Genomic DNA, 14,660 nt, shown 5'->3' on the forward strand with positions numbered 1-14,660 from the left:
TCACCCCGGCCTTGAGCCGGGGTCCCGCTTCATCCAGGCGATGGTGAGACAAGCGGGACCCCGGCTCAAGGCCGGGGTGACGGTGAGGACAGGCAACCGCCCCGCATCCCACCCGGAGCCCCAAGCATGACCGACCCCGCCAACCGCTTCGCCGAAGCCTTCGCCGCCTGCCCGCTCGTCGCGGTCCTCCGCGGCCTCACCCCTGACGAAGCCGCTCCGGTCGGCGACGTATTGGTCGATGCCGGCTTCACCCTGCTCGAAGTTCCGCTCAACTCGCCCGACCCGCTCGCCAGCATCGCCGCCCTGGCCAAGCGCTATGCCGGCCGCGCGATCGTCGGCGCGGGCACCGTCCTCAGCCCGCAGGACGTCGCCGCCGTCGCCGACGCGGGCGGCGCCCTCATCGTCTCGCCCAACACCGACCCCGCCGTCATCCGCGCCTCGGTGGCGCGCGGCCTCATCTCGCTCCCGGGCTATTTCACCCCCAGCGAAGCCTTTGCCGCGCTCGCTGCCGGCGCGCACGGCCTGAAGCTCTTCCCGGCGGAAGGCGCCGCGCCCGCCTTCCTGAAGGCCCAGCGCGCCGTCCTGCCCAAGGCGACCAAGGTGCTCGCGGTCGGTGGCATCACCCCCGACACGATGCCGCAATGGCACGCTGCGGGCGCGGACGGCTTCGGGCTCGGCTCCAACCTCTACCGCGCCGGCAAGTCCGCCGCCGACGTCGCGCGCGATGCCGCGGCGTTCGTCCAAGCCGCAAAGGATCTCGCATGACTGCTGCTCGCCTGCTCCAACAGCGCCTGCCCGACGGCACCCGCCGCGTGATCCTCGCCGAAGAGGCCGCGCATGTCCTGACCGGCGTCGCCACCACCCGCGAGCTGGCGCAGGCCGCGATCGCCGAGGGCGTCAGCCTGCTCGACGCCGCCTGCGCCCGCCGCTCAGTCGAGGCAGTCGACCTCACCGCCGCGCTGGAGGCGGGCGAACTGCTCCCCGCGATCGACCACCCCGATAGCGCCCGGCTGATGCTGGCAGGCACCGGCCTCACCCACCTGGGCTCCGCCGCCGGCCGCGACGCGATGCACAAGGCCGCCGCGGAAGGGAAACAGACCGATTCGATGCGTCTGTTCCTCGAAGGCATGGAGGGCGGCCGCCCGGCGGCCGGCGCGATCGGCGCGCAGCCCGAATGGTTCTACAAGGGCGACGGCCAGGGCCTCGTCGCGCCCGAAGCCGCCTTCGCCTCGCCCGCCTTCGCACAGGACGGCGGCGAGGAGCCCGAACTCGCCGGCATCTATCTGATCGGCGACGACGGCACGCCGTTCCGCCTGGGGATCGCGCTCGCCAACGAATTCAGCGATCACGTCACCGAACGCCACAATTACCTGTGGCTGGCCCATTCGAAGCTGCGCCAGGCATCGCTGGGCGCGGAACTGCTATTGGGCACGCCGCCGGCCGACATTCGCGGCACCAGCCGCATCGTCCGCGATGGCGCTACGCTGTGGGAAAAGCCGTTCCTCACCGGCGAAGCCAACATGTCGCACAGTCTCGCCAACCTCGAACACCATCACTTCAAATATGCCGCCTTCCGCCGGCCGGGTGACATCCACGTCCACTTCTTCGGCACCGCGACGCTGTCGTGCGCGGACGGCGTCCAGACGCAGGACGGCGACATCTTCGAAATCGAGGCGGCACCCTTCACGCTGCCCCTGCGCAACGCCCTTGCCACCGCGCCGGCCGACACCGTCATGGTGAAGCCGCTGTGAGCGCCCCGATCCGCCTCGCGCTGATCGGCATGGGCAAGATCGCCCACGACCAGCATGTCCCCGCCATCGCCGGCGAATCCGCCATCGCGCTTGCCGCGACCGTCAGCCGCAACGGCGAAGGCGTCGAGGGCGTGCCGCATTTCCACGACATCGCCGATCTGATCGCGAGCGGGCAGGGGATCGACGCCGTCGCGCTCTGCACGCCGCCGCAGGTCCGCCACACCATTGCGATGCAGGCGATCCAGGCCGGCTGGCACGTCTTCCTCGAAAAGCCACCCGGCGCGACGCTGGCAGAGGTCGCCACCCTCGAAGCAGCGGCGCAAGCGGCGGGCGTCACCCTCTTCGCCAGCTGGCATTCGCGCTACGCCCCCGGCGTCGAACCCGCTCGCGCCGCGCTCGCCGATGCGCGGATCGACCGGGTGACGGTGACGTGGCGCGAGGACATTCGCGTCTGGCACCCCGGCCAGGCATGGATCCTCGACGCGGGCGGCTTCGGCGTGTTCGATCCCGGCATCAATGCCCTCTCGATCGTCACCCGCATCCTGCCCCGCCCGTTCTTCGTCACCGAGGCGGAGCTGGATTACCCCGAAAACCGCGACTCGCCGATCGCGGCGCGCATTGCCTTTACCGACGACGCCGGCCTGCCCATCGCCGCCGACTTCGACTTCCGCCAGCAAGGCCCGCAAAGCTGGGACATCGTCGTCAAGACGGACACGGGCACGCTGACGCTCCACGACGGCGGTGCGCGCCTGATCCTGCCGGACGGCAGCTCGCCGACGACGGCGGCGGCGCTTCACGGCGAATACGCCGGCCTCTACCGCCGCTTCGCCGAACTGGTCGCGTCGGGGCAGAGCGACGTCGACATCGCCCCCCTGCGCCACGTCGCCGACGCCTTCCTGCGCGGCAAACGCAACATGGTGGAGGCGTTCGTCGAATAACCACTCCGATCGGGGCACGCCGCCGCGCCACCCCTCCCGTCACCCCGGACTCGTTCCGGGGTCCACTCCGCGGCGAGGGGGGTGGCTGGAGCCTCCTGCCGTTCCCGTGCCGACAAGTGGACCCCGGACCAAGTCCGGGGTGACGAAGGGATATTGGACGGGCTGGTGCCTAACCGACTGACACGGAAGCCCGAAACCGCCCCTCTGTCCTACATGCCGCGCGCCTGTTACGCGGCCACCCTCAATCCGCGCTCTGTCTCATCATCGCAAAAACCGAAACGATAGCCCCCCAATCGTTTCCGCCAAGGTGTTCATGTTGTCTATGTTCGCCGCGCAACCGTCGTCGCCGCATCTCCGATCGCGGCATAGATCGCGTCCAGATCGGCATCCTCGATGCAATAGGGCGGCATCACGTACACCGTATTCCCCAGCGGCCGCAGCAACAGGTCGCGCTCTCGGAAGAACGCCAGCAATCGCGGCCCCAGCGTCGACAGATAGGCCGCCGCCTCGGTCCCCAGGTCGACCGCCGCGATCGTCCCCAGCGCGCGCGCATTCCGCACGCCCTCCAACGCCGCCAGCCGCTCCGCCTGCCGCGCCGCAAGGTCTGTGACCCGCGCCAGCACCGGTTCGTCTTCCCAGATCGCGATGTTCGCCGCCGCCGCGGCGCAGGCGATCGGATTGGCGGTGTAGCTCGACGAATGGAAAAACATCTTCGCGCGGTCGTCGGAATAATGCGCCTGATAGATGTCCTCGCGCGCCATCGTCACCGCCAGCGGCACCGCGCCGCCGGTCAGCCCCTTCGACAGGCATAGGATATCGGGCACGACATCGGCCTGTTCGCAGGCCAGCAGCGTGCCCGTCCGACCCCAGCCGGTCATCACCTCGTCGGCGATGAACAGCACGTCGTGCCTCGCGCAAATGCGCCGCATCTCGGTCAGCACCCAGGGCGGATAGATCAGCATGCCGCCCGCGCCGACGATCAGCGGCTCGACGATCAGCGCCGCCGGCCCGGCGCGGCATGCCGCCTCCAGCGCATCCAGCGTCGCTTGCTCCGCGCCGGCACCGGGGAAGGGGATCGTCTCCACGTCGAACAACAGCGGCTCGTACGCCCGGTTGAACGCCCCCCGCGCGCCGACCGACATCGTGCCGATCGTGTCGCCGTGATAGCCATGCTCCAGCACCAGGATACGGTGCCGGTCCTCACCGCGATGGAGCCAGAAGCCCAGCGCCATCTTCAGCGCCACTTCGACCGCGGTCGATCCGGAATCGGAAAAAAACACCCGCGTCAGCTCAGCCGGCATCATCCGCCTGAGGCCCGCCGCCACCGCCTCGGCCGGCTCGTGGCTCCAGCCGGCGAAGATGATCTGGTCGAGCTTTCCCGCCTGCTCGGCGATCGCCGTCATGATCCGCGGCTCGCGGTGACCATGCGTCGTCACCCACCAGCTGGAAATGGCATCGACGATCCGCCGTCCGTCGACGGTGTAGAGCGCCGCGCCCTCCGACCGCGCGACCACCGGGATCGGCTCGCGCAGGCCATGCTGCGTGAAGGGGTGCCAGATCGACGAGCTCACTGGAAATCCTCCACATCGAACCCGGCGGCAAAGGCGGCGGCCAGGCTGGCGGCATCGAGATGCTCCACCCGGTCGAGCCGCCCCAGCCGCTTCACCTTCCCGATGCGCGCGATCGTCGCTTCGCTGTCGGGCTCGGGCGGGCCGTTGAAGGCGACGCCCAGCACCGGCACGCCGCGGGCGCGCAACGCCTCCAGGCTCAGCAGGCTGTGATTGATCGTGCCGAGCTGCGTGCGCGCCACCAGCACCACCGGCGCGCGCCAGCGCGCAAACAGGTCGGCGTAGAGCAGATCGTCGGTCAATGGCACCAGCGCACCGCCGGCGCCCTCGACCACCAGCGGGCCGGATACCGCGGGCAGCGTCAGCCGATCCGCATCGATCGTCACGCCGTCGATCGCAGCGGCGCGATGCGGCGAACAGGGCGTCACCAGCCGATACGCTTCGGGCAGCACGCGGGTGACGCCCAGCCGCTGCACCGTGCCTTCATCGGTGCCGTCCGCAACGCCCGCCTGCACCGGCTTCCAATAGGTCGCACCCAGCGCGGCGGCGAGCGCGGCGGCGAACACCGTCTTGCCGACATCGGTATCCGTCCCCGTCACCACGATCGTATCGGTCATCGCAAAGCCTCCGTCAGTCCCGTAATCGCCGCCGCGTCGACCTGCGTCGTGATCGACAGCCGCAGCCGTGCCGTGCCCACCGGCACCGTTGGTGGCCGGATCGCGCGCACGTCATATCCCGCGGCCTGCAGCCGTGCGGCGCGCTCCACCGCCGCGCCGTCGTCGCCGACGATGACGGGCAGAATCTGCGATCCCGTCGCAAAGCCCAGTGCCGCTTCGGCCAGCGCGACCAGCGCCCACAGCCGCGCCTGCCGTTCGGGCTCGTCGGCGATCATCCGCAGCCCCTCGCGCACCGCGGCCGCCATTAACGGCGACGGCGCGGTCGAAAAGATGAAGCCCCGCCCGCGATTGACCAGAAAGTCGCGCAGCACGCCGGGCAGGCACAGCAGCCCGCCCTCCGCGCCCAGCGCCTTGCCGCAGGTGTGCAGGCTGACGACATTCTCGCGGCCATGAAGGTCGGCCGCCAGCCCGCGCCCGCCTGCGCCGAACACGCCCGTCGCATGTGCCTCGTCGATCATCAGCATCGCACCGTGCCGGTCGGCCAGCGCGGCGAGTTCGGCGAGCGGCGCGCGGTCGCCGTCCATGCCGTACACGCTTTCCACGACGATCCACGGCACGCCCGTCCCACCATCGGCACGCCACGCCCGGATCGCATCCTCGAACGCGCCCACGTCATTGTGCGCCACCGACCGGACGGGTGCCCGGCCCAGCCGCATGCCGTCATGCGCGCTGGCGTGGATCAGTGCGTCGTGCAGGACGATATCGCCCCGCTGCGGCAAGGTCGCCAGCGCCGCCATGTTGGCCGCATAGCCGTTGGCGAAGAACAGCGCCGTCTCGCTGCCGAAATACGCCGCCGCCTCCGCCTCCAGCGCCTCATGTTCCGGATCGTTGCCGCGCAACAGCCGCGATCCGCCCGATCCCACCGCCACGCCGCGGTCGAGCGCTGCCGCCACGGCGTCCCGCAGCCGCGCCGACTGGGCGATGCCGAGATAGTCGTTCGAGGTGAAGTCGTGCCCCGTCCGCCCGCGCAGCCGGCGCAATCGTCCGGCGCCATCGAGTCGGGACAGATCGTCACGATAGAAGTCCAGCATCGCGCCGCCTTAGCAACTCGCCCGTCCCGTTCCAGTCCGCGACGACAGGGCTGGCCTTCGGGGGCAGCGATCCGGTAGGCGGCGGGCAATGTCACGGCAGGGTGGATGATGATGACAAGGATGCGGCTGCTGGCGACGATGCTGGCCATGGCCTTGGCGAGTCACACGGCGGCGGCCGATGCGAAGGGTGGGGTGCAACAGATCGCCGTCGCCGCGCCGCCGCGGACGATCCTGTTCCTCGGCAACAGCTTCACCCAGGGCGCGCATTCGGCGGTGCGCAACTGGCACGCGCACCGCGTCACCGATCTCAACCGCGAGGGCTATGGCGGTGTCCCGGCGCTGTTCAAGGAATTCGCCGACGAATCCGGCCTCAACTATGCCGTCAGCCTGGAAACGCAGGGCGGACAGAGCCTGACCTTCCACTACGACCAGCGGCGCCAGCTGTTCGATCGGCCGTGGGATGCGGTGGTCCTGCAGGAATATAGCACGCTCGACCGCGATCGGCCGGGCGATCCTGCGGCCTATATCCGCGCGGTGGGCCTGCTCGGCACGTTCTTCCGGGCGCGCAATCCGGCGGTGCGCGTCCATCTGACCGCGACGTGGAGCCGCGCCGACCTGACGTACCTGACCGCGGGCCGCTGGTATGGCCGGCCGATCGCGGCGATGGCCGACGACCTGCGCCGCGCCGCCGATCGCGCCCGCCGATCGCATCCCTGGGTCGCGGGCGTCGTACCGGTGGGGCAGGCATGGAACCGCGCCTTCGCGCTCGGCATCGCCGATCCCAACCCCTATGACGGCATCGCCTTCGGCCAGGCGAACCTGTGGTCGTACGATCAATATCACGCCAGCACTGCCGGCTATTACCTTGAGGCGCTGACCGTCTTCGGCGCGGTGACCGGCGTCGATCCGCGCAGCCTGGGCCGCGGCGAGAGGGCGGCGGACGAACTAGGTCTGTCGCCCGATCTCGCCGCGTCGCTGCAGCGCGTAGCGCATGAACAGCTGCGCGATCGGGCGGACAGGATTACAGCGTCTTGATGATGCCGGAAAAGTCCGTGCCGCCGTGGCCATCGGCGACGAACGCCTCGTAAAGCTGTGCTGCGTGCGCGCCGAGCGGGGTCGCCGCGCCGGCCTCCGCCGCCGCCTGCATCGCGAGGCGCAGGTCCTTCAGCATCAGCGCCGCGGCAAACCCGCCCTGATAGTCGCGATCGGCGGGCGTCTCGGGCCCGACGCCGGGGACCGGGCAATAGCTGGTCATCGACCAGCTCTGTCCCGAACTGACCGACGAAATGTCGTAGAAGGTCTGCGCATCGAGGCCGAGCCGTTCGGCCAGGCGGAACGCCTCGCACGTCGCGATCATCGTCGCGCCGAGGAGCATGTTGTTCGCCATCTTGGCCGCCTGGCCCGATCCGCTGGCACCGGCGTGGATCACCGCCTTGCCCATCTGCGCCAGATACGGCTGCGCGCGATCGAACCCTTCGGCGCTGCCGCCGACCATGAAGGTGAGCGTGCCGCCATTCGCCGCCGCGATCCCGCCGGACACGGGGGCGTCGACCGCCGTCAGCCCCTGGGCCGCTGCGGCTTCGGCAACGCGGCGCGCGGTGGCGACGTCGATCGTCGAACAGTCGATCAGGATCGCCGACGGCTGCGCCCGCCCGAAGACCGCATCCTTGTAGACGCCCTCGACATGGCTGCCGGCGGGCAGCATCGTCACGATCGCCTCGGCACCCTCGATCGCTTCCGCCGCGCTGGCGACAGGCAGGCAGCCCGCGGCCTTCGCCTTGTCGAGCGCATCCTGGCTGAGATCGAAGGCGCGAACGTCGTGCCCCGCCTTCGCAAGGTTCGCGGCCATGCCGCCGCCCATGTTGCCCAGGCCGATGAAGGCGACGCGTGCCATTGATGCTCTCCTAAACGTTCGATTCTGCGGTCTTACTGCCGCAGCAGGTCGCGGCCGACGATCATGCGCATGACCTGATTGGTCCCCTCCAGGATCGAATGGACGCGCAGGTCGCGCCAGAAGCGCTCGATCGGATAGTCCTTGAGGTAGCCGTAGCCGCCGTGGAGCTGCAGCCCCGCGTCGACGATTGCCGAGCCGTTGTCGGTCGCCAGCCGCTTGGCCATCGCCGAGAAGCGCGACTTGTCGGGGGCGTTGGCGGTCACCTTGGCGGCAGCGAGATAGAGCAGCGCGCGAGCGGCTTCGAGGTCCGTCGCCATGTCGGCGAGCGTGAACTGCGTGTTCTGGAACTCCGCGACCGGCTGGCCGAACTGCTGGCGCTCCTTGGTGTAGCGGATCGCCTCGTCGAGGCAGCGCTGCGCGCCGCCCAGCGAGCAGGCACCGATGTTGAGCCGGCCGCCATCGAGGCCCGCCATGGCGATCCGGAACCCTTCGCCCTCGCCGCCGACCAGATTGGCGGCGGGGACGCGGGCATCCTCGAAGATCACCTGCGCGGTCGGCGAGGCATTCCAGCCGAGCTTCTTCTCGGGCGCGCCGAACGACAGGCCGGGCGTGTCCTTCTCGACGACGAGCGCGCTGATCCCGCGGCTCTTTTCCTCGCCCGTTCGGACCATGACGACATAGACGTCGTTATAGCCGGCGCCCGAGATGAACTGTTTTGTGCCGTTGAGGATGAAGTCGTCGCCATCGCGGCGGGCGGTCGTCTTCAGCGCCGCGGCATCGGAGCCTGAACCCGGCTCGGTCAGGCAATAGCTGGCGATCTTGTCCATGCTGACGAGATCGGGAAGGAACCGCGCCTTCAGTTCGGCCGAACCGAAGCGGTCGATCATCCACGCCGCCATATTGTGGATCGAGATGAACGCGCTGGTGGCGGGACAGCCATAGGCCATCGCCTCCATGATCAGCGCCGCCTCCAGCCGCCCGAGCGCGATGCCGCCCGATTCCTCGCTGACGTAGATCGATCCGAAGCCGAGATCGCCCGCCGCCTTCCAGACGTCGACGGGGTAATGGTGCGTCTCGTCCCATTCCGCCGCGAACGGCGTGATCCGATCGGCGGTAAAGCGGCGCGCGAGATCCTGGATCTCGCGCTGGTCTGCGGTCAGGTCGAACTGGTCGGTCATGATGGTCCTAGGCCGGGCAGCGGCTGTAGCGGTCGGTGGTGGCACGATCTGCGGGGCTTTTCACCACGCGAACCAGCGTCTTGCCGTTGTCGAGCAGGGTGAGCGTGGTGGGTTCGCTCCACGTCATGCCCTCGCCGCTCATCGGCAGGTCGAAGGCGATCTGGTCGGCCTGGGTGCGCGTGATCGTGGTGGCGGTGCCGCGCGATTCGAAGAAGGACAGCCTATTGCCGGCGATCGTCAGCTTGCCCTTGTCGGCGCCGGTCGACGGGTCGCAATCGCCCGTGTTGACGCCCCAGCGGCCCTGGAACCCTTGCGGGATCGCGGTCAGCGCCACGGGTGATGCGGTGGGCAGCGGTACCGGTGCGGGCGCCGCCTGATTGCCCGGCGCCTCGAGCGGCACGACCATGTTCTGCGGATCGTCGGTCAGGTTGGACGGCGTCGGCTCGACCGCGGCGCTGCCGCCCGACTGATTGTCGAGGCTCTCGCCGCCCGAACAGGCGGCGAGACTTAGCGCGGTGGCGAGGATCAGTGTCGTGCGCATGTTCGGATCATCCCATGGTAGGAATGACGAACGCATTGCCGCCCTCGACCGCTCCATCGGGCCAACGCTGCGTCACCGTCTTGACCTTGGTCCAGAATTTGACGCCCTCCATGCCATGCTGGTTGGTGTCGCCGAAGGCGCTGCGCTTCCAGCCGCCGAAGGTATGATAGGCGACGGGCACGGGGATCGGCACGTTGATGCCGACCATGCCGACATTGACGCGCGCGGCGAATTCGCGCGCGGCATGGCCGTTGCGGGTGAAGATCGCGACGCCGTTGCCGTACTGGTGCTCGCTCGGCAGGCGTACCGCATCCTCGAAGCTCGCCGCGCGGACGATCTGAAGGACGGGGCCGAAGATTTCCTCCTTATACGCCGACATGTCGGGCGTGACGCGGTCGAACAGCGTCGGGCCGACGAAGAAGCCGTCTTCATGGCCCTGCAGGGTGAAGCCGCGGCCGTCGACGACCAGTTCCGCGCCTTCGTCGACGCCGGTCTGGATCCAGTTTTCGACCCGCTGCTTGTGCGCGGCGTTCACGACCGGGCCGTAATGCGCCTCTGCATCGGTCGAGACGCCGACGCGCAGGGCCTCGATTGCCGGGATCAGCTTGGCGCGCAGGGCGTCGGCGGTCTTGTCGCCGACCGGCACCACGACCGGCAGTGCCATGCAGCGCTCACCCGCCGAGCCGAAGGCGGCGCCCGACAGATCGGCGACGACCTGATCGAGATCGGCGTCGGGCATGACGATGCCGTGGTTCTTGGCGCCACCCATCGCCTGGACGCGCTTGCCCGCCTCGACACCGCGGCGGTAAACGTAATGGGCGATGTCGGAGGAGCCGACGAAGCTGACGGCGCTGATCGCCGGATGATCGAGGATCGCGTCGACCATCGTCTTGTCACCGTGGACGACCTGCAGGATTCCTTCGGGCGCCCCCGCTTCCAGCATCAGTTCGGCGAGGCGGACGGGCACCGACGGATCGCGCTCGCTGGGCTTCAGAATGAAGGCGTTGCCGCACGCGATCGCGACGCCGAACATCCACATCGGGATCATCGCCGGGAAATTGAACGGCGTGATGCCGGCGCCGATGCCCAGCGGCTGGCGCATCGAATAGACGTCGATGCCGGGGCCGGCGCCCTGCGTGTACTCGCCCTTCAGGACGTGCGGGATGCCGCAGCAGAACTCGATGACCTCCAGGCCGCGCTGAATGTCGCCCTTGGCATCGGCGATGACCTTGCCGTGTTCGGAGCTGAGCAGGTGGGCGAGCGCATCCATGTTCGCCTCGACCAGTTCCTTGAAGCGGAACATCACGCGGGCACGGCGCTGCGGGTTGGTCGCGGCCCAGCCGGGCTGCGCCTTTTGCGCGGCGGCGATGGCGCGATCGAGATCGGCCTGTTCGCCAAGGACGACGCGGGCCTGGACCTGGCCGCTATTGGGGTCGAACACGTCGCCATGGCGGTTGGCAACGCCGCCGGCATGGCCGACGATGAAATGGTCGATGTCGCGCATGATGCCTCTCCGTTTGTGCCTAGGATCGGCCTACGCAGGATTGCAGGCAAGGGCGTAAAATGCGATCGATGGCTGCAATTATGCAGCCGCGCTGGGACGACCTTCAGGATTTCTTGCGCGTCGCCCGTGCGGGGCAGATCGCGCGCGCGGCGGCTGCGGCGGGGGTGGATGCGACGACGCTGGCGCGGCACCTGCGACGCCTGGAGGGCGCACTCGGCCAGACGTTGTTCGAGCAATCGCGCGAGGGGCAGGTACTAACTGCGGCGGGGGAAGCGCTGCTGGTCGCGGTGGAAGCCATGGGGCAGGCGGCGGCGGGGATCGTGCCGACCGACGACGATCCCGACCGCCTGTCGGGCGTGCTGCGGGTGAGCGTATCGGAGGGGTTCGGTACGTGGTTCGTGGCGCATCACTTGCCCGATTTCACCGCGCGCCATCCCGACCTGACGATCGATCTCGTCGCGTCGAGCGGTTTCCTCAATCCGTCGCGGCGCGAGGCGGACGTCGCGATCCTGCTCGCCCGGCCGCAGACTGGGCCGCTCGTCAGCAGCAAGCTGACCGATTATACATTGGGGCTGTATGCCGGCGAGCTGTATGCGGCGCGCCACGCGCTCCCGACGGTCGCGGCGGCAGTGCGCGACCATCCGCTGGTCGGCTACGTTCCCGACCTGCTATACGCGCCTGAATTGCGCTATCTCGCCGAGATCGAGGAAGGGCTGTCCCCGCGCATCCGCAGCTCCAGCATCAACGGCCAATATCGGCTGATCGCCGCGGGGGCGGGGCTGGGGGTGCTGCCGCGCTTCATCGGCGATGCGGACAAGTCGCTCAGGCGCGTGCTGCCGGAGCGGACGATCCGCCGGTCGTTCTGGCTGGTGACGCACCAGGACACGCGCGGCGCGAAGCGGGTACGGGCGTTCCGCGAGTGGTTGACTGTACTGGTCGCGGCGCAGCGGGGACGGTTCGTATAGCACCTCGTCATCCCGGCGAACGCCGGGATCCATGGAAGGGGTGAGGCGGATGGCAGTACGCTGACGCCAGTCGCCCGTGTCCATGGATCCCGGCATGCGCCGGGATGACTAAATCAGACGTCCAGATTGGCGACGTTCAGCGCGTTGTCCTGAATGAACTCGCGGCGCGGCTCCACGACTTCGCCCATTAGCTGGGTGAAGATCATGTCGGCGGCCGACACGTCGTCGCTGGTGACGCGCAGCATCGTACGGTTGGCGGGATCGAGCGTGGTTTCCCACAGCTGTTCCGCGTTCATCTCGCCCAGCCCCTTGTAGCGCTGGATCGCGAGGCCCTTGCGGCCCGCGGCCAGGATCGCCTCGAGCAGCTGCGACGGCCGCGCGACCAGGCTTTCGCCGCGGCCGACGGTGGTGTTGACACTGCCTATCTGGCCGTCTCCGTCCGCGACGGGGTCCGCCTCCACGGCGGCGGCACCCTTGGCGGGGATCAGCTTGCCGGCATGGGCGAAGCTCTCCGCCTGCTCGGCTGCCAGCCCATGGAGCTTGCGCGCCTCGGCGCTGGCGATGAACGTCGCCTCGACGATGTGGTGGTCGGTGACGCCGCGCCACAGCCGTTCGAAGTGGATGCCGCCGTCCTCGGTCAGCCGCGCGGTCCACTTGGCTTCTTCGTCGCCCGCGTCGAGCCGGCGCGTCACTTCGGCGACGGTCGCCGCGCGCTGATCTCGAGTGAAGGTCGGGTCGAGCGCACCGGCGAGCGCCAGCACCTCGATGATACCGGCGTCGTAGCGGCGCGGCACGTAGCGCATCAGCGTGCGCATGCGGCGGGCATGGTCGACGAGATGCTTGAGGTCGGCACCCGAACGCGGGCCGCCCGGCGCCTCGAACACCATCGACGACGCGCCCGCCTCGACCAGATAATCGTCGAGCGCGGCATCGTCCTTCAGATACACTTCCGAACGGCCGCGCGTCGCCTTGTACAGCGGCGGCTGCGCGATGAAGAGGTGCCCGCGCTCGATCAACTCGGGCATCTGGCGGTAGAAGAAGGTCAGCAGCAGCGTGCGGATATGCGCGCCGTCGACGTCTGCGTCGGTCATGATGACGATCTTGTGGTAACGCAGCTTGTCCGCGTTGAAGTCGTCGCGGCCGATGCCGGTGCCCATCGCCTGGATCAGCGTGCCGATTTCCTTCGAGGAGATCATCCGGTCGAAACGCGCACGCTCCGTATTGAGGATCTTGCCGCGCAGGGGAAGGATCGCCTGGAAATGGCGGTCGCGGCCCTGCTTCGCCGATCCACCCGCCGAATCGCCCTCGACGAGGAACAGTTCGGACTTGGCGGGGTCCTTCTCCTGGCAGTCGGCGAGCTTGCCGGGCAGGCTGGCGATATCCATCACGCCCTTGCGGCGGGTAAGTTCACGCGCGCGCTTCGCCGCCTCGCGTGCGGCGGCGGCGTCGATGATCTTGCCGACGATCGAACGGCCGTGCGCCGGATTTTCCTCGAGCCATTCCGCAAGCTTGTCCGCCATCAGCGATTCGAGCGGCTGGCGCACTTCCGAGCTGACCAGCTTGTCCTTCGTCTGGCTGCTGAACTTGGGGTCGGGCAGCTTGACCGATACGATCGCGGTCAGGCCCTCACGCATGTCGTCGCCGGTCAGCGTCACCTTCTCCTTTTTGAGAAGGCCCGACTTTTCTGCGTAATTGTTGAGCGTGCGGGTCAGCGCCGCGCGGAAGGCCGCGATGTGCGTGCCGCCGTCGCGCTGGGGGATGTTGTTCGTGAAGGCGAGGACGTTCTCGTAATAGCTGTCGTTCCACTCGAGCGCCACGTCCATGCCGATCGCGTCGCGCTGGCCGTTGATCGCGATCGGTTCGGGGAAAAGCGGTGTCTTGGCGCGGTCCAGCCACTTCACGAATGCGGCGATGCCGCCTTCGTAATAGAGCTCCACCGTCTTCGGCTCGTCATGCCGCGCGTCGGTGAGGAACAGGCGCACGCCCGAATTGAGGAAGGCGAGCTCGCGATAGCGGTGCTCGAGCTTGTCGAAGTCGAATTCGGTGATCTTGAACGTGGCGGGCGAGGGCAGGAAGGTGACCCGCGTGCCCTTCTTGCCCTCCGACGGGCCGACGACCTTCAGCGGTGCGACCGCGTCGCCGTGCGCGAAGCGCATGTAATGCTCCTCGCCATCGCGCCAGATGGTGAGGTCGAGAAATTCGGACAGTGCGTTCACGACCGAGACGCCGACGCCGTGCAGGCCGCCCGACACCTTATAGGCGTTGTCGTCGCTGGTGTTTTCGAACTTACCGCCGGCGTGCAGCTGGGTCATGATGACCTCGGCCGCCGATACGCCCTCTTCGGGATGGATGCCGGTCGGGATGCCGCGGCCGTTGTCGGTCACGCTGACCGATCCGTCGGCGTTCAGCTGGATATCAATCCGGTCGCAGTGGCCGGCGAGTGCTTCGTCGATCGCATTGTCGCTAACCTCGAACACCATGTGGTGGAGGCCCGATCCATCGTCGGTGTCGCCGATATACATGCCCGGCCGCTTGCGCACCGCGTCGAGGCCCTTCAGCACCTTGATCGACGAGGCGCCGTATTCGTTCGCATTCTGGGGTTCTGCCATCGTG

13 protein-coding genes are annotated in these 14,660 nt (G+C 68.6%); 5 read left to right on the top strand and 8 right to left on the bottom strand.

All coding sequences use genetic code 11. From position 1 onward, the window contains the following. The first annotated feature begins 126 nt into the window (after window positions 1-126). From ACGVWT_RS03170 to ACGVWT_RS03180, 3 genes are read left to right on the top strand one after another with little or no spacing between them, the layout of a single operon-like run. Window positions 127-765: a 2-dehydro-3-deoxy-6-phosphogalactonate aldolase gene (locus tag ACGVWT_RS03170; RefSeq protein WP_315460598.1), complete on the top strand. Its 639-nt coding sequence runs from the start codon at window positions 127-129 to the stop codon at window positions 763-765. Beyond that, window positions 762-1,751, top strand: a complete 990-nt coding sequence (gene araD1 / locus ACGVWT_RS03175) for an AraD1 family protein (protein ID WP_315460597.1) — start codon at window positions 762-764, stop codon at window positions 1,749-1,751. The genes ACGVWT_RS03170 and araD1 overlap by 4 nt, the downstream gene beginning before the upstream one ends. Continuing rightward, window positions 1,748-2,689, top strand: coding sequence for a Gfo/Idh/MocA family protein (locus ACGVWT_RS03180; RefSeq protein WP_315460596.1), 942 nt, complete (start codon window positions 1,748-1,750; stop codon window positions 2,687-2,689). Before araD1 ends, ACGVWT_RS03180 begins: the two co-directional genes overlap by 4 nt. Before the next feature lie 320 nt (window positions 2,690-3,009). Here the strand turns inward: ACGVWT_RS03180 and ACGVWT_RS03185 are convergent, their stop codons facing one another. The 3 genes from ACGVWT_RS03185 to ACGVWT_RS03195 are packed head-to-tail and all read right to left on the bottom strand — an operon-like array spanning window position 3,010 to window position 5,965. Then, on the bottom strand, window positions 3,010-4,260 hold the full coding sequence (locus tag ACGVWT_RS03185; protein ID WP_315460595.1) for an adenosylmethionine--8-amino-7-oxononanoate transaminase: 1,251 nt from the start codon (window positions 4,258-4,260) through the stop codon (window positions 3,010-3,012). Beyond that, window positions 4,257-4,874 carry a dethiobiotin synthase gene (bioD, locus tag ACGVWT_RS03190; protein ID WP_315460594.1) on the bottom strand — a complete coding sequence of 206 codons (618 nt, stop codon included), beginning with the start codon at window positions 4,872-4,874 and terminating at the stop codon, window positions 4,257-4,259. The genes ACGVWT_RS03185 and bioD overlap by 4 nt, the downstream gene beginning before the upstream one ends. Continuing rightward, window positions 4,871-5,965 (bottom strand): 8-amino-7-oxononanoate synthase, encoded by a 1,095-nt coding sequence (locus ACGVWT_RS03195; RefSeq protein WP_315460593.1) that lies wholly within the window; start codon window positions 5,963-5,965, stop codon window positions 4,871-4,873. The genes bioD and ACGVWT_RS03195 overlap by 4 nt, the downstream gene beginning before the upstream one ends. Window positions 5,966-6,070: 105 nt before the next feature. Between ACGVWT_RS03195 and ACGVWT_RS03200 the strand changes: the two genes are divergently transcribed. Next, window positions 6,071-7,000, top strand: coding sequence for a DUF4886 domain-containing protein (locus ACGVWT_RS03200; RefSeq protein WP_315460592.1), 930 nt, complete (start codon window positions 6,071-6,073; stop codon window positions 6,998-7,000). Here the strand turns inward: ACGVWT_RS03200 and mmsB are convergent. Genes mmsB through ACGVWT_RS03220 form a run of 4 tightly spaced genes read right to left on the bottom strand, consistent with a single transcriptional unit; the run spans window position 6,987 to window position 11,082 of the window. Next, on the bottom strand, window positions 6,987-7,979 hold the full coding sequence (gene mmsB / locus ACGVWT_RS03205) for a 3-hydroxyisobutyrate dehydrogenase (RefSeq protein ID WP_315461013.1): 993 nt from the start codon (window positions 7,977-7,979) through the stop codon (window positions 6,987-6,989). The two genes, ACGVWT_RS03200 and mmsB, sit on opposite strands and share 14 nt — an antisense overlap. After that, complete coding sequence (locus tag ACGVWT_RS03210) at window positions 7,892-9,037, bottom strand: acyl-CoA dehydrogenase family protein (RefSeq protein ID WP_315460591.1); 1,146 nt, start codon at window positions 9,035-9,037, stop codon at window positions 7,892-7,894. Before ACGVWT_RS03210 ends, mmsB begins: the two co-directional genes overlap by 88 nt. Before the next feature lie 7 nt (window positions 9,038-9,044). Further along, window positions 9,045-9,578 (bottom strand): hypothetical protein, encoded by a 534-nt coding sequence (locus tag ACGVWT_RS03215; RefSeq protein ID WP_315460590.1) that lies wholly within the window; start codon window positions 9,576-9,578, stop codon window positions 9,045-9,047. A 7-nt stretch (window positions 9,579-9,585) separates the two neighbouring features. Then, window positions 9,586-11,082 carry a CoA-acylating methylmalonate-semialdehyde dehydrogenase gene (locus tag ACGVWT_RS03220; RefSeq protein ID WP_315460589.1) on the bottom strand — a complete coding sequence of 499 codons (1,497 nt, stop codon included), beginning with the start codon at window positions 11,080-11,082 and terminating at the stop codon, window positions 9,586-9,588. Window positions 11,083-11,150: 68 nt separating this feature from the next. On the opposite strand from ACGVWT_RS03220, the gene ACGVWT_RS03225 reads away from it, so the two are divergent. Further along, window positions 11,151-12,047 (top strand): LysR substrate-binding domain-containing protein, encoded by an 897-nt coding sequence (locus ACGVWT_RS03225; RefSeq protein ID WP_315460588.1) that lies wholly within the window; start codon window positions 11,151-11,153, stop codon window positions 12,045-12,047. Between the two features lie 113 nt (window positions 12,048-12,160). Here ACGVWT_RS03225 and gyrB read toward each other — a convergent pair whose 3' ends face one another. Further along, on the bottom strand, window positions 12,161-14,656 hold the full coding sequence (gyrB, locus tag ACGVWT_RS03230; protein WP_315460587.1) for a DNA topoisomerase (ATP-hydrolyzing) subunit B: 2,496 nt from the start codon (window positions 14,654-14,656) through the stop codon (window positions 12,161-12,163). Between the last annotated feature and the right edge of the window lie 4 nt (window positions 14,657-14,660).

Origin of the sequence: Sphingomonas sp. S6 (assembly GCF_043498045.1) — a bacterium.
Lineage (GTDB): Bacteria > Pseudomonadota > Alphaproteobacteria > Sphingomonadales > Sphingomonadaceae > Sphingomonas.